At 63.5% G+C, this 19,998-nt stretch carries 9 protein-coding genes; 2 read left to right on the top strand and 7 right to left on the bottom strand.

Annotated features, from left to right (window positions below; translation table 11 throughout):
* Positions 1–4: 4 nt before the first annotated feature.
* The 6 genes from ACZZ0K_RS12110 to ACZZ0K_RS12085 all read right to left on the bottom strand — a co-directional run bounded on the left by ACZZ0K_RS12110 (position 5) and on the right by ACZZ0K_RS12085 (position 17,200).
* Positions 5–11,734: a BapA/Bap/LapF family large adhesin gene (locus tag ACZZ0K_RS12110; protein ID WP_258708029.1), complete on the bottom strand. Its 11,730-nt coding sequence runs from the start codon at positions 11,732–11,734 to the stop codon at positions 5–7.
* A gap of 405 nt (positions 11,735–12,139) precedes the next feature.
* Entirely contained in the window at positions 12,140–13,099 is a 960-nt protein-coding gene (locus tag ACZZ0K_RS12105; protein WP_258708030.1) for an alpha/beta hydrolase, read from the bottom strand.
* 61 nt (positions 13,100–13,160) lie between these two features.
* Complete coding sequence (locus tag ACZZ0K_RS12100) at positions 13,161–14,189, bottom strand: transketolase family protein (RefSeq protein WP_258708031.1); 1,029 nt, start codon at positions 14,187–14,189, stop codon at positions 13,161–13,163.
* Positions 14,186–15,034 (bottom strand): transketolase, encoded by an 849-nt coding sequence (locus ACZZ0K_RS12095; RefSeq protein ID WP_463559115.1) that lies wholly within the window; start codon positions 15,032–15,034, stop codon positions 14,186–14,188. The genes ACZZ0K_RS12100 and ACZZ0K_RS12095 overlap by 4 nt, the downstream gene beginning before the upstream one ends.
* Before the next feature lie 17 nt (positions 15,035–15,051).
* Positions 15,052–16,350: an MFS transporter gene (locus tag ACZZ0K_RS12090; protein ID WP_041480451.1), complete on the bottom strand. Its 1,299-nt coding sequence runs from the start codon at positions 16,348–16,350 to the stop codon at positions 15,052–15,054.
* A gap of 100 nt (positions 16,351–16,450) precedes the next feature.
* Positions 16,451–17,200 carry an SDR family NAD(P)-dependent oxidoreductase gene (locus tag ACZZ0K_RS12085; RefSeq protein WP_252883659.1) on the bottom strand — a complete coding sequence of 250 codons (750 nt, stop codon included), beginning with the start codon at positions 17,198–17,200 and terminating at the stop codon, positions 16,451–16,453.
* Positions 17,201–17,393: 193 nt separating this feature from the next.
* Here ACZZ0K_RS12085 and ACZZ0K_RS12080 point away from each other — a divergent pair, with 193 nt between their 5' ends.
* Both ACZZ0K_RS12080 and ACZZ0K_RS12075 read left to right on the top strand, forming a co-directional pair.
* Complete coding sequence (locus tag ACZZ0K_RS12080) at positions 17,394–18,311, top strand: LysR substrate-binding domain-containing protein (protein WP_258708033.1); 918 nt, start codon at positions 17,394–17,396, stop codon at positions 18,309–18,311.
* 223 nt (positions 18,312–18,534) lie between these two features.
* Positions 18,535–18,777 carry a hypothetical protein gene (locus ACZZ0K_RS12075; RefSeq protein ID WP_041480449.1) on the top strand — a complete coding sequence of 81 codons (243 nt, stop codon included), beginning with the start codon at positions 18,535–18,537 and terminating at the stop codon, positions 18,775–18,777.
* 200 nt (positions 18,778–18,977) lie between these two features.
* Here ACZZ0K_RS12075 and ACZZ0K_RS12070 read toward each other — a convergent pair whose 3' ends face one another.
* On the bottom strand, positions 18,978–19,886 hold the full coding sequence (locus tag ACZZ0K_RS12070) for a LysR family transcriptional regulator (RefSeq protein ID WP_463559114.1): 909 nt from the start codon (positions 19,884–19,886) through the stop codon (positions 18,978–18,980).
* Positions 19,887–19,998 lie beyond the last annotated feature (112 nt).

The following is a 19,998-nucleotide window of genomic DNA, read 5'->3' as shown; positions in this document are numbered from 1 at the left end:
TGTTTCAAACCACTTGAATGCCGTTCTGCACCCACAAGTGGTGGCTCGGATCCTCCTGTGCCGTGTATTGAACATAGTCGATGCCGTCGGCCTGTTGCGTGCCATCGGCGACCCAGCCATCGGTCATGTGCACGCTGTCCCTGTCGTCACCCTTGATCAGCAGGGTGTTGTTGTCCGAAGAGGTAATCGCCAGCAGATCGCCGAGATTCAATGTCAGCGCAACCGCACTGGAATGGTTGAGGTCGAGGATTTCGACGTTGTGGATCTTGCTCTGCAGATCGCCGAGGTTGATCGACACATCGCCACCGGCCCAGAGCAGGGTGTCGGTGCCGCTGCCGCCGTCCACCGAGGTGAACTGCTGATCGGCGATGATCAGCGTGTCGTCGCCACCGCCACCTTGCAGCGTGACGGCGCCACCGTGCGAGCCGTCGAGGGTGTCGTTGCCTTCGGTGCCCTGGATCAGTTCGCTACCAGCGACATGGGCCAGACCGAGGTCATCGCTGGCCAGTGCCGAGAACGCGGTGCTGGCGAATGCGCCGGCATTGTTCAGGTCGATGGTCAGCGTCGCGGTATCCACGGTGCCGTTGGGGTGGGTGAGTTGGTAGGTGAAGGTGTCTTCCTGGCCGATCACCGCATCGGTCAGGCCGGCCTTGAGCGTGTAGGTGTAGTTGCCGTTGGCCTGGACCACCAGGGTGCCGTAATTGCCGACCAGCGAGACGCCGTTGTAACCCGGCGCGACGTAACTGCCGGCGACCAGCACGCTGAGCAAGGTGTAGACCGAGCCCAACACATCGGCGCCGCCGCCAGCGGTGTCGGTGAGCAGGTTGCCCGATACCGGTGTGTAGCTGCCGACCACGAACTGATTGTTGTAGGTCGCGACGTTGATCAGGCTGGTGTTGACGCTGGTCAGCAGGCCGAGGCCGCCCACTGCCACCCGCACCTGATAACTGCCGGCGGTCTGGTCGTCGAACTTGATCCCGTAGTTGCCGCCGCCGAGATTGACCAGGGCGTTGCCGCCGTAGCTCTTGACCAGCACGTACTGATTGGTGGCGGTGTTGAGCTTGTACAGGCCCACCGTCATCGAACCGAGCAGCGCCAGCAGGTTGCTCGAGTTGACCACCACGGTCAGGTCACTGACGGTATCGGCCGCGACCACGGTGTTGTAGTTACCGCTGCCGCCGCCCAGCAGCACATTGAAGGTGCCGAGGGCAGAGTTGGTGGTGACTTCGCGGTTGATCAGGGTGACGTCAGTCGAGGCGACGTCTGGCGTGGCATCCACCACCAGCGCCGGGCTGCCAAGGTTGGCATCGTTCCACACTTCGCTGGCTTGCGGGCTGTCGATGCGCACGTACAGATTGGCGGTGTCGCTCAAACCGTTCGGGTGCACCAGTTGGTAGTTGAACACGTCGACTTTGCCGACGCTGCCGACACTGCCGTTCGGTTTGTAGCTGTAGTTGCCGTTGGCGTCGATGGTCAGCGTGCCGTACAACCCTTGCACCGTGGTGCCGGCGCCGGCGCTGACCCAGGCGCCGTTCTTGAAGATCTGCAACTGCGCGCCGTTGTCCGGGCCGGTCTGATCGGCCGTGCCATCGACGCCGACGTTGGTGATGACGTTGCCGGTCACCGCTGGCCCGGCAATGCCGTTGAACTGGGTCAGGCTGCTGACATCCAGTTGCAGCTGGGTATTGACCGTGGTCAGCACGCCGATGCCGGTGCTCGACACCGTCAGTCGATAATCACCTGACAGCAGGTTACCGATGTCGACCCGCACGCCTTGGCCGGCGAGCGCGATCAGGTCGAGCAGGCCGCCGCTGCCGTTGACATCCAGAGTGACCCAGTTGCCGCTGGCATCCTTGACTTGCAGGGTGTAGACCACGCCATCGATCAGCGAAATCAGGCTACTGGTGGTCAGCGTCAGGGTCGGATCAAGACGCGTGCCGCCGGCGACGGTGAAAGTGAAGGTTTTCGAGAATCCGGCCAGCAGCGTGGTGAACGAGTCGTTGAAGGTCTGCGAGGCGGTGACCGGGGCCAGCGTGACGGTGCCGACGGCGAGGTTATCGCTGGCGATCACTGGCGCGTTGACGTCGACGTCCGGCGCAATGACGTTGGCGGCCACCGAAACGTTGCCGCGTGCGTCGCTGAGGTTGACGGTGAGGTTTTCACCGTTGATCTGCGCACTGCTCAGGGTGACGGTAAACACGCCGAGGTTGTTGACCGTAGCGGTGCCCAGGACGGTGCCGCTGGCCGACTTGATGGTCACGGTTGCGCCGGCTTCGCCGGTACCGGTGACGGTCAGGCCGTCGGCGCCGACCAGCAGCGCGGTGGCCGCCGCTGGAGGCGTCAGGTCTGGCGCCGTCGCGTTCGCCGCAGCCGATACGTTGCCGCTCGGATCGGCCTGGGTGACGCTGAGCACCTGGCTGTTGATCTGCGCCGATGCCAGTACTACCGAAAAGCTGCCGTTGGCGGCAACGGTCGCGGTGCCGAGCACCACACCGCCGACGCCGCGTACGCTGATGGTCGAACCGGGCACACCGACGCCAGTGAGCACGGTGCCGCTGCCATTGACGCTGACGCCGGTCGGCGCGCCGGGCGCGGTAATGTCCGGCGCTGTCAGGCTGGCGCTGGGCGACAGATTGCCGGCCGGGTCGACCAGACGCACGGTCAACAGCTGCCCGTCGAGTTGTGCGGTGTTCAGGTTGAAGCTGAACGTGCCGCCACTGCCCACGGTGGTAGTGCCAATCAGCGCGCCGCCCGGGCCGTAGACGTTGACCGTCGCACCGGCTTCGCCCGTACCGCTCAAAGTCAGACCGTTGGCAGCGAGCGTCAGACCGCTGGCTGCAATCGGCGCCTGCACGTCAGGGGCCGTCAGATTGAAGACCTGCGACAGATTGCCCGTCGGGTCGGCCTGTTGGACGTTGAGCTGTTGGCCATTCAATTGCGCGCTGGACAGTTGCACGGTGAAGGTGCCGCCAGCATTGACCACAGCGGTGCCGAGGACGGTACCGGCTGCGTTGGTCACGCTGACGGTCGCGCCGGCCTCACCCGTGCCGCTGACGGCCAGGCCAGTACCGTTCAGGCTGACATTGCTCAGCGGCGCCGGCGCGGTGGTATCGGCGACGCTGAGGTTGGTAACCGGCGAAACGTTGCCCGCCGCATCACTCTGCGTGACGCTCAGCTGCTGGCCGTTCAGTTGCGCGGAGGACAAGGTCACCGAGAACGAGCCATTGCCCGCCACCGTCGCCGTGCCCAGCACCGCGCCACCCGCACCGCGAACAGTGACGGTGGCGCCGGCTTCACCGAGCCCGCCGAGCACCAGTCCGGCACCGCTGAGGACCAGTGCTGTCGGAGCGGCCGGGAGAGTGATATCGGGCGCCGTTACGTTAAGACCGGATGAGGTGTTGTTGGCCGCATCGGTCTGTGTCGCATTGAGCACCTGACCGTTGACCTGCGGCGTATTGAGCTGTGCGCTGAAAGTGCCATTGGCGCCAACCGTCGCATTGCCCAGCACCACGCCGCCAGCGCCGGTGATGGTCACTGACGCGCCGACTTCGCCGCGACCGGTAACCAAAGTGCCGTTGGCGTTGACCGCCAGATCGCTGAGTGGCGCCGGCGCCGAGGTGTCACCTGCGGTGATTTCAGTCGGCAGCGAGGCGCCACCCAACGCAGTGTTGGCGGTGACTTCGAGGCTTTCGCCGTTGGTTTGCGCGGGCGTCAGCACGACGCTGAACGTGCCATCCGCGCCGGTGACGCCGGTGCCGATCAGACTGTTGTCCGGCGCGTAGACATTGATGATCGTGCCAATGGCCGCAGTGCCGGTCAGCGTCAGACCATCGGCCGTGAGCGCCAGATTGGCTGGAGCATCCGGGGCCGGAACGGCCGGAACGATCAGGCTGGCATCTGCCGAAATGTTAGTCGCCACGTCGATCTGATTCACCGTCAGCACCTGGCCGGCAGTGATGCCCGGCGCCAGATCGATCAGGAACGTACCGTTGGCGGCCACTGTGCCGGTGCCGACGATATTGCCCAGCGCATCGGTCACTTCGACACTCGCGCCGGCTTCGCCACGACCGGCGAGCTGGCTCAGATCGCCGCTGATGGTCAGACCGGTGACGGCATCTGGAGCGGTAGTATCAGCCGCCGGGTAGAGCAGCACTGGCGATGCGTTTTGCGCCTCATCCGTCGCGATCACTGACAACAACTGACCATTGGCCTGAGCCGGATTCAACGTGACTGTGTAGGTGCCGTCGCCCAATGCCACCGCCGTGCCGAGCACGGTGCCGGTGGCGGACAGCACAGTCACGGTGCTGCCGGCTTCGGCGGTTCCGGCGAGCAAGGTGCCGGCGCCGGTCAGCGATGTCACCGTTGGTGCGATCGGTGCAGTGCTGTCCGGCGCGTCGACCAGTACGGGCTCGGACTGGTTGTTTTGCGCGTCGGCTTGCACTACCGAGAGCGCGCGGCCATCGAGTTGCGCCGAAGACAAGGTGACGCTGAAGCTGCCATCTGCGGCCACCGTCGCCGTGCCGAGCACCACCGCGCCGTCTCGCACGGTGACGGTCGCTCCGGGCTCGCCAGTACCGGTGACGGTCAAGCCGTCCTGGCTGACATTGAGGTCGGCCACCTCCAGGGGATCGGTGATATCGCCCGCTTGCACGGGCGCTGTCGGCGATGTGTTGGATGCCAGATCGGTCTGATTGACGCTCAACAGCTCGCCGTTCACTTGCGGCGGATTGAGGGTCACGCTGAACGAGCCATTGCCGGCCACGGTTGCCGAGCCCAGTACCGTGCCAGTCGCGCTGAGCACGCGCACCGTGGCGCCGGCTTCACCGCTGCCGGTCAGTGTCAGGCCATCAGGCGTGAGAACGAGGTCGGTGGGCGCAGCGGGCAGGGTGATGTCCGGCGCAGTGACGGGCACGATCGGCGAAGGGTTGCCCGCCGCATCGCGCTGGATCACCGACAAGGCTTCACCATTGAGCAGCGGCTGGTCGAGCGTCACGCTGAAACTGCCGTCGGCCTGCACCGTGCCAGTGCCGACGATGGTGCCCAGCGCATTGGTGACGACCACCTGCGAGCCAGCCGCACCGGAGCCGGTGATCAGGCTGCCGCTGGCGTCGATATCGACATCGGTCAGCGCGGCAGGAGGCGTGCTGTCCGGCGCGGTCAGGGTGCCGGCAGGCGAGGCATTGCCGGCCGCATCCGCCAATACCACAAACAGCGCTTGGCCATTGGTCTGCACCGGGGTCACGGTGATCTGGAAACGACCATCGCTGCCCACCGTGCCTGTGCCCAGTTCGGTGCCATCGGCCGACGTCACACGGACAGTGGCGCCGACTTCGCCGGTACCGGTGAGCAGGCCGCCATCGGCATTCAGTTGCAGATCGGCCGGCGTCGCTGGCGGGGTCAGATCCGGTGCGGTGACCGTCACCGGGGCGCTGACGTTGCCGGGTGGATCAGCCTGCTGCACGCTGAGGATCTGTTCGTTGATCTGCGGCGGATTGAGGGTGACGCTGAAGGTGCCATCGCCGAGTACCACACTGGTGCCGAGCAAAGTGCCGTTGGCATCGCGCACGGTCACGGTCGCGCCGGGTTCGCCAGTACCGATGACCAGCGCGCCGGACGAGTTGATATCGACGTTGTCCAGTGGATCAGGTGGGGTGAAGTCCGGCGTGGTCAGGTTCACTGCCGGCGAGTCGTTGCCTGCTGCGTCGGCCTGGACCACGGTGATCACTTCGGCATTGGTCAACGCCGGGTTCAGTGGCAGCGTGAAGGTACCGGTCGCGCTGACCACGGCGGTGCCAAGCACGTTGCCGTCACTGTCGATGACGCGGACCTGCGCGCCCGGTTCGCCGCGCCCGGTCAGGCTTGCGCCGTCGCCGCCGATGCTCAGTTGCGAAACGGCCGCTGGCGGTGTGCTGTCGACCGAAGTGAACGGCGTGGCTGCCGAGGCGTTGCCCGCTGCATCCGTCAGCGACACAGTCAGCGCCTGGCCGTTGGCTTGCGGTGTGGTCAGGGTGATCGCAAAGGTGCCGTCGATGCTCACGGTGCCGGTCCCGACCAGCGATCCGGCAGCGTTGTACACGTTGACCGTGGTGCCGGCCTCACCGGTGCCCGACAGCAAGGTGCCGTCAGCGCTCGCCACCAGCGCCGCCGGCGGATTGGGCGCGATTAGATCCGGGGCGATCAGGTTGACGCTGTTGGATTCGTTGCCGGCGGTGTCGGCCTGGCTCAGGCTCAAAGTCTGACCAGAGGTCTGTGCCGGGCTGAGGGTGACGCTGAACGTGCCATTGGCCGCCACCACGGCGCTGCCGAGAACCACTCCGCCGGTGCCGAGCACGGTCACCGTGGCGCCGGCTTCACCGCGCCCGGTCAGGGCCGTGCCGTTCGGTGCCAGGCTCAGTTCGCTGAGCGGCGTTGGCGCGGCGATATCGGCAGCGGTGTAGTCGGTCGGGGATGAATTGATACCGGTGCTCGACGTCGCCACGGCAGACAGCTGTTCGCCGTTGAGTTGCGCGACGTTGAGGGTGACGCTGAAAGTGCCATTGGCCGCCACCAGCGCGCTGCCGAGCAACACGCCCGAGGCATTGCGAATGCTCACGGTGCTGCCGGCGGTGGCCGAGCCGGTCAGGGTCAGGCCGTCAGCGCTGAGGGCCAGATTGGTCGGTGCACTTTCCGCCAGATTGCCCGGTGCAGTCACCGGCGCCGCCGGTCCGGTGTTGCCGGCTGCATCGATCTGCACCACGGAAAGATTCGATCCAGCCACGGCAGCCGGGGACAACGTGACGCTGAAATTGCCGTTGCTGGCAACGGTCGCGGTACCCAGCAAAACACCGCCGGCATCGCGAACTTCCACGCTGGCGCCGACCTCACCAATGCCGGTCAGGGTGGCACCACTGGCGCTCACCGCCAGATCGCTCGCCACCAACGGCGCCGTGCTATCGACCGCATTGACGATTGCCGGGGCTGACGGATTGCCTGCCGCATCGGTGGCCGTCACGTTCAGCGACTGGCCGTTGGTTTGCGGGCTGTTGAGAGTAATCTGGAAAGTGCCGTTTGCGGCCGCCGTGGTGGTGCCGAGGAGGTTGCCCTGGCTGTCACGCACGGTCACCGTGCTGCCGGCCTCGGCGTTACCCGACAGTTGCACGCCGGCAGCGTTGAGGGTCAATGCGCTCGGAATCGCCGGCGCAGTCAAATCCACGGCGGTGACTTCAACCGCAGTCGAAACGTTGCCCGGCGGATCCTCCTGAGTGACGGTCAGCACTTCGGCATTCAGTTGTGCTGCGTTGAGGGTGACAGTGAACGCGCCGCCGCTGCCGACCTGCGCGGTGCCAAGCAGGGTGCCGTCGGCGCTGCGCACAGACACGGTGGCGCCGGGCTCGCCGTGGCCGGTGACGGTGACACCGTCAGCATTCACCGCAACCTGGGTCAGTGCCGCCGGCGGGCTGATGTCGGGGGCGTTGACACTGGTCGATGGCGAGACGTTGCCGGCAGGGTCGGTCTGGCTGATCGCGAGCGCTTCACCATTGGTTGGCGCTGGCGCCAGGGTCACGCTGAACGAGCCGTCCGCGCCAACTACGGCGCTGCCTAGCACGATGCCGTTGGCGGTGGTGACATTGACTGTTGCGCCAGCCTCACCCGTGCCGCTGAGGGTGCTGCCATCGGCGCTGATCAGCGGATTCTGCACGGCGGCCGGCGGGGTGCCGTCGACGGTGACCACGCCAGTGGAAATCGAGGCGTTGCCGTTGGCGTCGGTCAGGGTGACCTGCAGGGTTTCGCCGGTGTTCTGCGCATTGGGCAAGGTGACCTGGAAATTGCCGCTCTGATCGACCACGCCGGTGGCCAGAACATTGCCGGCGGCATCGCGCACGGTCACGGTGCTGCCGGCTTCGCCCTGGCCTTTGACCACGGTGCCGACGTCATTGATGCTGACGCCAGTCGCGGCAGCTGGCGGTTGCAGATCGGTAGCGATGATGCCGGCGGGTTGCGACAGGTTGCCGGCGGCGTCGCTCTGGATCGCGGTAAGCGCCTGGCCATTGAGCTGCGCCGGCGTCAGCGTCAGGCTGAACGTGCCATTGCTGGCGACCAGTGCAGTGCCGAGCACGGTACCTGTGGCGTCGGTGACAGTGACCGTCGCCCCGGCCTCTCCGCGTCCAGTGAGTGTCGTGCCGTTGGCATTCAGCGCCAGATTGGTCACCGCGTCCGGCGCCGTGCCATCGATCGCCGTCACCGTGCCCGGAATCGACACGTCACCGTCGGGACTGGTGGCCGTCACCTGGAGGACTTGCGCATTGATCTGTTTGCTACTGAGCAACAGGGTGAACCGGCCGAAGCTGTTGATCAGCCCGGAGCCGAGCACAGCGCCGCTGCTGCTGGTCACCGTCACGGTGCAACCGGGCGTTCCGGCGCCGGTCAGGGTGAAACCATCGGCACTCAAGGCCAGATCGGTCGGGGTCGCGACCTGGGTACCGTCCAGTCCTGCCAGCGGCACAACGGGCGAATCATTGCCGCCGCCGTCAGTGCTGATGACTTCCAGATTGCCGCCAGGCTCGGCCGGTGGACTGAGGGTCACGACGAAGCGGCCGTCCGCATCGGCCGTCGTGGTGCCCAGCACAGCGCCACCGCCGGCAATGCTGACGGTGACCGTGGTGCCCGGTTCGGCAAGGCCAGAGACCTGCGTGCCGGCGGGATTGAGCGCGAGATCGCTGACTGGCGCCGGCGGGGTGCTGTCCGGCGCAGTGACGCTGCCGGGAAGCGAACTGTTGGCGCCGTCCGACACCACGACTTGCAAGGCTTCGCCATTGGTCTGCGCAGTATCGAGGTTGACCGTGAAGGCGCCCGTGCCGTCAGCGGTCGCGGTGCCGATGACGTTGCCGTCGGCATCCAGCACCTGCACCGTGTTATTGGGCTGCGTGGTGCCGGTGAGCGTGGCACCCGCCGGATCGATGAGCAGACCGCTCGGTGCAGGTGGGGCGGTGATGTCCGGTGCGGTGACCGGTGTGGCGGGCGAGGGCAGGGCGCTCGCATCGGTCTGGATCACACTCAACACCTGACCGTCGAGCTGAGCCGGGCTCAGGTTGACGCTGAAACTGCCGTCGCTGGCGACCACCGTCGTACCGATTACCGTGCCGTCCGGTGCGCTGACCGTTACGGTGCTGCCGGCTTGTCCTGTGCCGGTCAACGTCACGCCGTTGCTGGCCAGCACGAGATTGTCAGGCGCCAGCGGCGCGGTGGTGTCCGCTGCGGTCAGCGGCGTGTTGGGGGAGACGTTCACGCCATCCGATTGGCTCACTTGCAGTTGTTGGCCATCGATCTGCGGGCTGTTCAGCGGCACTGTAAAGGTGCCGGTGCCGTCGACGATCGCGGTGCCCAAGGTATTGCCGGCCGAATCCTTGACCGACACCGTGGCACCGGGTTCGCCTGTGCCGCTCAGTTCAGTGCCGCCTGCATTCAGCGCCAGATTGGAAGGGGCAGTGGGGGCCTGGATATCCGGCGCTTCAACTGGAACTGCCGGGGAGCCAGTGGGCGAGCCATCGGTCTGCACAACGCTGAGGTTCTGGCCATTGGTTTGTGGTGAAGACAGGGTGACTTCGAACCGGCCGTTGCTGCCGACCAAAGCTGTTCCCAGCACGGTCCCGTTGGTGTCAGTGACAGTAACGGTGGCGCCGATCTGACCCGCGCCGGAGACTACGGCGCCATTGGCGGAAATGCTCACATCGGTCACGGCTACCGGTGTGGTCAGATCGGGTGCGATCACGTTGACCGGCGCCGATGGATTGCCATCTGCGTCGGTCTGGATCACTTGCAGTTGTTGCGCATCGGTCTGTGGTGTGGAAAGTGGAACGGTAAAATTGCCATCGGCATCCACCGTGCCCGTGCCGATGATGTTGCCGGCCGGATCGCGCACAGTGACCGACGCACCCAACTCACCCTTACCGGTGAGCGTCTGCCCCTGAGCGTCGAGCGCGAGATCGGAGACGGCCGTCGGCCCTTGGGTGTCAGGCGTCACGTAGTTCAGTGGTGCGGAAGTGTTGCCAGCGGCGTCGCTGGCACTGATCTGCAGTGTTTCGCCATTGTTCTGCGGACTGCTCAGTTGCAGGCTGAACGTGCCGTCCGCCGCCACCACGGCCGAACCGAGCACATTGCCGTTGGCGTCGCGCACCGTCACGGTCGAACCGACCTGGCCGCGTCCACTCAACTGCGTGCCATCGATGCTCACTGCGATGTCACTTGGTTGGGTCAGCCCGTCGAGGTCAACCGCGATGATAGTCACTGCTGGCGAAGGGTTGCCGGCGGCGTCGGTGACCAGCACGCTCAGCGCCTCACCATCGATTTGCGCGGCATTGAGTTGCACAGTGAACGAGCCATCGGAGGCGACCAGAGCCGTGCCGAGCAGCGTGCCTTGTGCATTGGTGACGCTGACTGTGCTGCCGGGTTCGCCACGGCCGGTCACCGAAAGGCCATCGCTGCTCACGGCCAGATCCGTTGCAGCGGCGGGGCCGGTGATGTCTGGTGCATTGAAGGTCACGGTCGGCGATTGCGCACCGGCGCTGTTGACCGCCACGATACTGAAGGTTTCACCGTTGGCCTGCGCACGAACCAGCGTCAGCAGGAAAGTGCCGTCAGCAGCCACCGCCGCACGCCCGAGCAATTCTCCGTTGGCGGCACGGACTTCAATCGTGGTGCCGGCTCGGGCGGTGCCGGTCAGTTGACTGCCGTCGCTGCTCAAATCGAGATTGCCTGGCGTCGTCGGTTCGACGATCTCCGGCGCGCTGACCGTTGCGCCGGTCGAGATATTGCCTGCCGCATCGGTGGCATTCACGGTCAGCGGCTGGCCGCCGGTTTGCGCGGGGCTGAGGGCGACGCTGAAAGTGCCATCCGCCGCCACCACAGCGCTACCGAGTAGCGTGCCATCGGCGGCGCGCACCTGGATGGTCGAGCCGGCTTCACCGGTGCCGCCGAGTTGCGTGCCATCCGCGCTCACGCTGAGATTGCCTGGCGCGGTGGGCGCGGTGGTATCCGGCGCAGTGACCGTACCCGGCGTCGAAACGTTGCCCGCAGGGTCGGTGAGCGTGACGTCGAGCGGCTGGCCATTGTTCTGCGGCGTACCCAGGTCGACCTGGAAACTGCCATCGGCGCCAACGGTTCCGGAACCCAAAATGTTGCCGGCTGCATCGCGTACCTGAACGACACTGCCAGCTTCGCCAAAACCACTCAGCACCCGGCCATCGGCCGACAAGGTTAATCCGGTCGCGGGCGCAGGAGGCGTCGCGTCTCCACCGCCACCGCCACCACCGCCGCCGCCACCGCCACCACTTCCGCCCGCAGCGGCCGCCGCACCACCCGCGCCCAACAGGCCCAGCCCGGCAATCGCCCAGGCCGGCGTCGCGCCATCCACCACACCGACGCCAGCGATCAGCTCGTCCAGCGAATTGATTTCGTCAAAGGTAAAGCCGTTGAACGGCTCGGCGCTGTAGCGCGCCTGCCACAGCGTCGCGTCGTCACCCTGAAAGACAATGTCATTGGGCACGCCGTCAGGGCTGGTGACAAAGAAATTGGAGATTTTGATTTGCTCGCCAGACTTCAGATTGACAATCAAATCCTGACCGCTGCGACTGGTCGACGCCAATTGATCGGGCCGAACCGGCATTTGTACAACTGAAGGCTGACTGAGCTGAACATTGCCCCAGTTCTGGGCAGTGAGCTGAGAATTGGCTTTGTCGGCAATGACGATGTTGTCCATTACTACTCCCTGTAAATGGGTGGGGCGGACGTCCACGGATGGTTTTAAAACCATAGATAGGGAGTGTCAGATGGGGCTGCCTGATTTTTGACGAGCGTATGGATGGGCCATTTGCCCACGTTTATCTCTTTGAAAATTCGTTCTATTCAGGTCGTTACCGTTTGTCGGGACGTTGGATCCAAGGGGTTTTTGGGTGCAACAAAATGTGTCGGTTTCGACATTATCCAAAGAGACGCTGGAAAATATCCGGGCGGAATCGAGGAGAGCGATGGCTAAGCGATATTGAATTTCTCAAAGCGCAGGCCAACCTCCGCAGCTGCCGGTCTGCGAAGGTATTAATCAATAAGCGTGGGAGGGGGAAGGCTTTGTATAAGAAATCCAGTCGTACCGTTTCAGCTGTTCTTTCTATCCCTCAGCAGTTAATGCGCTAGCTATCGATCGCCGAAGTGATCGGGCGATATCCAGCGCAGACTGATCGCTAACGCTACCGGGGCACTGATCAAACATATGTGGCGCCCCAGGGTAGACATGCATTTCGACGGCAACCCCGGCGCGCGACAGACGCAGGGCAAATGCAACGTCCTCTTCCAGGAACAGATCCAGCGCCCCGACGGCCATAAACGTCGGTGGCAAGTCACGCAGATCGTCTTGCAGGGCCGGCGAAAACCAGCCGATTGGCAGATCATCCAGCGCTTGGTCAGCGCGCAGGCAATCCCAACAGAACTGGTTGGCTTGCGCCGGCCAGCCAATCACTCCGGTCGTGCTGTTCTGGTGAGGCGAGGCCGGGCTGCCCGAACGGTAATCGAGCATCGGATACACCAGCACCTGGCTGGCGATGGAATATACGCCGCGATCCCGCGCCACAATTGCCAGCGCTGCTGCCAGACCTGCACCGGCACTGTGACCCATGACGATCACGTTGTCGGCGTCCATGTTGAGCGTTTGCCGGTGGGCGACAACCCAGCCGAGGGCGGTGTAGCAATCTTCCAGGGGAATAGGGAAGGGGTGCTCTGGCGCGAGACGGTAATCGACAGCGACGATGATCGCCTGAAGTTCTTCGGCGAGGTTAGCCAGATAGTCATCGGCCATTTCGGGGCAACCAAGGACGAAACCTCCACCGTGGATGTACAGGATCACCGCAAAATTACCGCCCGGTGCCCCGGCGGCAGGCCGGTAAAGACACAGGCGCAAATCCTCACCGTCGTGGGCCTTGGTCCATAGGCTTTCACCGCGCGCTTGTTCTAGGGATTTGAATGTCGCATGGACACGCTCCCTGATCGCGGGCAGCGTCTCCAACGTCCAGGCTTGTGCGCCGGGGGTTAAAAAGCTTTTGAAGTCGGGATCCAGCAGTTCATGTGCTTTCACGTTCTGCCTCCTGTTCTCGAATGAGCGAGCGCCTCTGATCGAAGCGCCGCCCACGGTGGAGTTACAGCCAGGCTTTGATCTGCGCGCAGACAGCCGGCGTCGAAATGCCGTAGCGATCATGCAGCGTCGGTAGGGCACCGGCGTCGAGGAAGGCGTCGGGCAACGCGATCTGTCTGAAGGTGGGCGTCACGCCATTGCGCAACAACAACCCGGCAACCGCCTCACCCAAACCGCCGATGATCGAGCTGTTCTCGGCTGTGACCACCAGACGCCCGGATTTACGCGCTTCGGTGAGAATGGTTTGCTCATCCAGCGGCTTGATGGTCGGCACGTGCAGCACGGCCACATCGATGCCGTCGGCCTGCAATTGCTTGGCCGCTTCCAGCGAACGCATGGTCATCAGCCCGGTGGAGATGATCAGCACGTCGTTGCCCGTGCGCAGGGTCTTGGCCTTGCCGATCTCGAATTTATAACCGTACTCGTCCAGCACCAACGGCACATTGCCGCGCAGCAAACGCATGTAGACCGGGCCTTGGTGAGCGGCGATGGCCGGCACGGCCTGTTCGATTTCCAGTGCATCGCACGGGTCGACAATCATCAGATTGGGCATGGCGCGGAAAATAGCCAGATCATCGGTGGCCTGGTGGCTCGGCCCGTAACCCGTGGTGAGGCCGGGCAAACCGCAGACGATTTTGACGTTAAGGTTTTCCTCGGCGATGGCCATGCAGATGAAGTCGTAAGCACGCCGCGAGGCGAACACCGCGTAGGTGGTGGCAAACGGCACAAAACCCTCACGCGCCATGCCCGCCGCAGCGCTCATCAGCAACTGTTCGGCCATGCCCATTTGATAGAAACGCTCCGGATGCGCCTTGGCGAAAATGTGCAGGTCGGTGTACTTGGACAGGTCAGCCGAGAGACCGACGATGTCCGCGCGCTGGTCTGCCAGCGCTGCGAGCGCATGGCCGAACGGTGCCGAACGGGTCGCCTGGCCCTCGGAGGCAATCGAGGCAATCATCGCCGAGGTGGTCAGGCGCTTTTTCACCGGCGCGCCAGTAGCAGTCGAAGGCGCAGTGTTGGCGGCGTTGCTCATTGGTCTTTTCCTTCTTCAAGGTTGCTCAGTGCCAGGTCCCATTCGTGCTCTTCGACGCGAATGAAGTGGTTCTTTTCCCGGTTCTCCAGAAACGGCACGCCCTTGCCCATTTTCGTATCGCAGATGATCACGCGCGGTTGCCCGCCGGGGTGATTGCGGGCGGCATCGAAGGCAGCGACCAGGGCGTCAAGGTCATTGCCGTCGACGCGCTGGGTAAACCAGCCGAAGGCTTGCCAGCGATCGACGATGGGTTCGAACGAGAGAATCTCGCTGGAGTAACCGTCGGCCTGCTGGTTGTTGACGTCGACGATGGCGATCAGGTTGTCGAGCTGCCAGTGCGACGCCGACATCACCGCTTCCCAGGTCGAGCCTTCATTGAGTTCGCCATCGGACAGCAGGTTGTAGACGAACGAGGCCGAGCCTTTGCGCTTGAGGCCCAGGCAGGCGCCGACTGCGATGCCCAGGCCCTGACCCAGCGAACCGCCGGTGATTTCCATCCCCGGGGTGTAGGCGGCCATGCCCGACATCGGCAGGCGGCTGTCATCCGAACCGTAGGTTTCCAGCTCGTCGAGGGGAATGATCTCGGCTTCGATCAGCGCTGCGTACAGCGCGATGGCGTAGTGGCCGATGGAGAGATAGAAGCGATCGCGCTGCTCCCACTCGGGATCCTGGGGGCGATGGTTCATCGCATGAAAGTAAGACACCGCCAGCAGGTCAGCCGCGCCGAGGGCCTGGCCCACATAGCCCTGCCCCTGAACCTGGCCCATGCGCAGTGCATGGCGGCGAATGTTGTGCGCGCGCTGGGTGAGGCTCAGCGATGCAGCGTGTGCAAGATTAGTCGTCATGATGAAACTCCGTTGACTCAACGATTGACCAAAGCGGCGGGAATACGCAGGACCAGGCTGGCGCCGAGGAACAGCACGCCGGTGATGAGGTACATGCCGATGGCGCTGGAACCGGTCAGGGTGGTGATCCAGCCGATCAGATAGGGCGAGCAGAACCCGGCGAGGTTGGCGAAGCTGTTGACCGCCGCGATGCCGGCGGCCGCAGACACCCCGCCAAGCAGCGTGGTGGGCAGCATCCAGAACAACGAGGTGGCGGATAGAATGCCGGAGGCGGCCAGGCACAGGCTGAGGATCGACAAGGTCGGATTGCCGCCCATCATCGCTGCCAGGCTCAAGCCGATCGCACCGGCGATCATCGGCACGATCAGGTGCCAGCGGCGCTCGCGATGTTTGTCGCCACTGCGGCCGACCAGGAGCATGGCGGCGATGGCGCACAGGTAAGGCAGGCTGGTCAGGAAACCGATGTGCAGCGGGTCGGAAACCCCTGCGTTACGCACCAGTGTCGGCAGCCAAAAGGTGATCGCGTATTGGCCCATCACCACACAGAAGTAGATCGCCGCCAGCAGCCACAAGCGCCGGTCGCGGATGAACTCGCCGACCGAGGCATGGGTGACCTTTTGCTGGTCGTCTTCGGCCAGTTCGCGAGTGATCAGCGCTTTTTCCTCGTCATTGAGCCAGGTCGCCTGATGCACGCCGTCTTTCAGATAACTCAGTACCAGCAGGCCGACGAGCACGGTGGGCACCGCTTCCAAAACGAACATCCACTGCCAGCCGGCCCAGCCGTGCACACCGGCAAAGTGGTTCATGATCCAGCCCGAAAGCGGGCCACCGACCATGCCTGACAGCGGAATGGCGATGAACCACAACACCGTCATGCGCGCCCGCCGATAGGACGGAAACCAATACGTCAGGTAGAGCAGCAGGCCCGGCGCCAGACCGGCTTCGGCAATCCCGAGGAGAAAGCGCAGGGCATAGAACTGCCACGCGGTTTCGACGAAGGCGAACAGCGCCGAGACGATGCCCCAGGTGATCATGATCCGCGCAATCCACACTCGCGCGCCGACCTTGTGCAGGATGATGTTGCTGGGCACTTCGCAAAGGAAATAGCCGATGAAAAACACCCCGGCGCCCAGTCCGTAGACCGTTTCGCTGAGGGCCAGATCGTTCATCATTTGCAGTTTGGCGAAACCGACGTTGACCCGGTCCAGATAGGCGCACAGGTAGCACAGCATCAGGAACGGCATCAGCCGCCAGGCCGTTTTGCGGTAGGCAGAAGAGCGCACGGTCGAAACCGCTTCGAGCGACAGGGTAGTCATGATGGTCTGATCTCTTGTTTTTATTGACCGCCAGGCCATCAGGCCCGGCTGCGTCATCGATCCAGAACCGCACGGGCCACGCAGGCCCGCCCAGAGTTACTCAGTGAATCAGCATGCCGCCGTTCACATCGAGGGTGATGCCGGTCAGATAAGCGGACAGGTCGCTGGCCAGAAACAGCGCGGCGTTGGCGACGTCCTGCGCTTGACCCAGGCGACCTAGCGGAATGCCGTCGATGATGGCGTGGCGGCGTTCATCCTGCATCAGACCGCCGGTGATGTCGGTGTGAATCAGGCCCGGGGCGATGGAGTTGACGCGGATGTTGTCCGGCCCCAATTCCCGCGCCATGGCCTTGCCCAGCCCCAGCACACCGGCTTTGGCCGCGCTGTAATGCGGGCCGCCGAAGATGCCGCCGCCGCGCTGGGCAGACACCGACGACATGCAGACGATGCTGCCGGAAGACTGTTGGCGCATCAGCGGAATCACCGCCTGAGACATGAGCAAAGTGCCGCGCAGGCTGACGTCCAGCACCTTGTCGTAGTCCGAAGGGCGAATATCCAGAGTCTTCAGTGGCTGGGTAATGCCGGCGTTGTTGACGAGGATATCGATGCGCCCGAAGTGCTCGATGATGGCGGCGACGGCTTGCTGAACCTGCGCTTCGTCGGCCACGTTGGCCGCCAGGCCCAGATGACCTTCGCCCAGTGCTGCGGCGGCGTCACGTGCTGCGGATGCATCCAGATCGAGGATGACCACGCGAGCGCCGTGTTGCGCAAATGTACTGGCGGTAGCGCGGCCAATGCCACGGGCAGATGCGGCACCGGTAATGATTGCGACTTTGCCTTGAAGAAGCATGGAGGATTCCCTCGAATTGTTTTTATTGGGTCGGTGTGTAAGTAACCGATGACTCAGCTTGTCCTCCGGGGCGAGCGTGAGCAATAACGCGGAAGTCACTCAATGCTGAAAAAATTCAGCACTCGTCAGACCGTTTCGCAAATGCTTGAATGAAACCGGTCCGTACATCACAAGAAATCACCACGGAGTCACCATGCGCTCAGACACTGAGGCATCGATCAACCTGCCACCGCTGAAAGCAATTCAGGCCTTCGAACAAACCGCGCGCTTCGGCAACGTCGCCAGAGCGGCGGAAGTGCTGGACCTGACACCCTCGGCAGTCAGCCATCAACTGGCGAAACTGGAAGGGATGATCGGCCGGCAATTATTCGTCCGTGCTGCCCGTGGCGTCTCGCTGACGCCGGTCGGCGAGCAATACCTCAAGGAAGTTTCCGGGATTTTGCACAGTCTCGCCGTTGCCACCGAACGTGCTGCCAGCGATGTCAGCCTCGATTGCCTGCGCTTGCACTCGTCGCCAAGCTTCGGCCTGCTCTGGCTGATGCCGCGCCTGGAAGCGTTTCGTGCGAGTCATCCGGACATTCAGATCAACCTGTCGTGCTCCTATGAATCGCTGCACTTCAGTCGCGACAAGATCGACGTCGATATCCGCCATGGTCTGCCGAACTGGCCAAGCTATGAGGTGCGCACGGTCAGGAACGAGACGTTCGCGGTGCTGACCTCACCGAAACTGCTCGCGCAACGCCCGATACGCGGCGCGGCGGATCTGCTGGAGTGCGATCTGATTCTGTCGGAAGCCACCCTGCTCAAATGGCCGCAATGGTTTGCCCAGCACGGCTTGGCGCGTCCGGAACGGCCTTATGCATTGAGCTTCGATCGTTCCTACATGTCGCTGGAAGCGGCGAGTCATGGCTTGGGTTTCGCGCTGGAAAGCACATTGCTGGCGCAGAAGTATCTGGCCGCGGGCACGCTGGTTGAAGTCGCGCCTGAATCACTGAGTGCTGCGGTGGCGGCGCACCATTTGGTATTCCCCAAGGCGCATTCGAGCTTTCCACGGGTCAGGCGTTTTCTGGCGTGGATGGAGAGCGAGTTGGGGCACGAGTTCGCGTATTGAGTGGGGATTAATTCTTTCAAACTCTCTGAACCGCTCAAGGTCAATCCATTATCGGTCTTGATCATTCACGCAAGAACGCACTTTACCGCGCGCTGCCGATCCGCGAAAAACCAAAGGCTGAGCAGGCTGTTGTTTTCTGTGTTCATCGTTTCTTTAGAAGGGGCTGATTTATGGTCATCACATGTCTGGGATGGGGATCACTGATCTGTAAGCCGGGGAAGCGATGAGCACTCGCAGCCAGGCGCAGATTGCCGCGATCTTTGATCAGCTGTTGGCACTGCGAGAAAGCGTGGACATTCTTCAACACGTAGAGAGCAGTAGCGTCGAGTCGCTGCGTGGCCATCAGACCGTGGACGCTCCCGAGTCGCTGGATCTGGTGTTTCAAAAGCTGCATGAAGACATCGCCAGCATGGAGGAAACCTTGGCGACGATTGCCGAGGCTACCGGGGATGTGTCGAAGTTGTGAGGCGCGCGCGGGGTGGCATGCAGAGATGATTTGCCTGGTCTGGCGTCTTCGCGAGCAGGCTCGCTCCCACAATGGATTTGTGAATCGATTGATTTCCGGGATCTGACGCAAAACCCTGTGGGAGCGAGCCTGCTCGCGAAAGCGCTGGGTCAGGCACTTACTCTGTTGGATGTGCCGACGCTATCGGAGCAGGCTCGCTCCTACACCGGGGCTGGGTCTCTGACCACGCGCAACGCATCCACCACCAGTGAAAACGCCGGCGACGGTTGTCGGCGGCTGGGGTAGTAGAGGTGGAAGCCACCGAACGGTTCGCACCAGTCCTCCAGCACTCTGACCAAACGCCCTTCAGCCAGATGCGTACCGAACTCGTCTTCAGGCAGGTAGGCAATCCCTAACCCGTTCACAGCCGCGTCGGCGATGTGCACGGTGGAGTTGAACACCAGTTGCCCGTCGACCCGTACTTTCAGCTTTTTGCCCTCGCGCTCGAATTCCCACGCATCGACACCGTCGTAGGTCGGAAAGCGGATGTCGATGCAACGGTGCGCCGCCAGATCGCGCGGATGGTGCGGGGCGGGGTGCTGGGCGAAGTAGCCGGGCGAAGCGACCACGGCCATGCGCAGTGGCGGGCCGATCGGTACGGCGATCATGTCCTGGGCGACGGTATCGCTGAAACGCACGCCGGCATCGAAGCGGTCGGCCACGATGTCGCGGAAACCGTAGTTGATATCGAACTCGAGCTTGATGTCCGGATATTGCAGCAATAGTGGCGTCAGCTTGGGCAGCAGGGTGGTCTTGATGATGTTGTCGCCGCAGGTGATGCGCACCGTGCCGGCGGGCTTGTCGCGCAGCTCGGTCAGGGCGTCCAGCTCGGCTTCAATTTCATCGAAACGGTGCCCGACGGTGTGCAACAGGCGTTCGCCGGCCGCCGTCAGTGACACGCTGCGCGTAGTGCGGGTCAGCAAGCGAATTTTCAGACGCGCTTCCAGCGCCGAGACTACCTGGCTCACCGCCGATTGCGTCACGCCCAGTTGCACCGCCGCGCGGGTGAAGCTGCCGCTGCGGGCAACCGTGACGAAGGCAAGCAGGTCGTTGAAATTGGGTTTGGCCATGGGCGCGCGCTCGGGTTTATTGATTAGCAGAGTTTATAACCGCATTAAGCACTCATTAGCTAATCAAAGTCTCGAGCGTGCGCAACAATACCTTCATCCCGGCCACGCCTGG

It is taken from the genome of Pseudomonas sp. AC255 (genome assembly GCF_979258175.1).
This window is presented reverse-complemented; position numbering and strand designations above follow the sequence as displayed.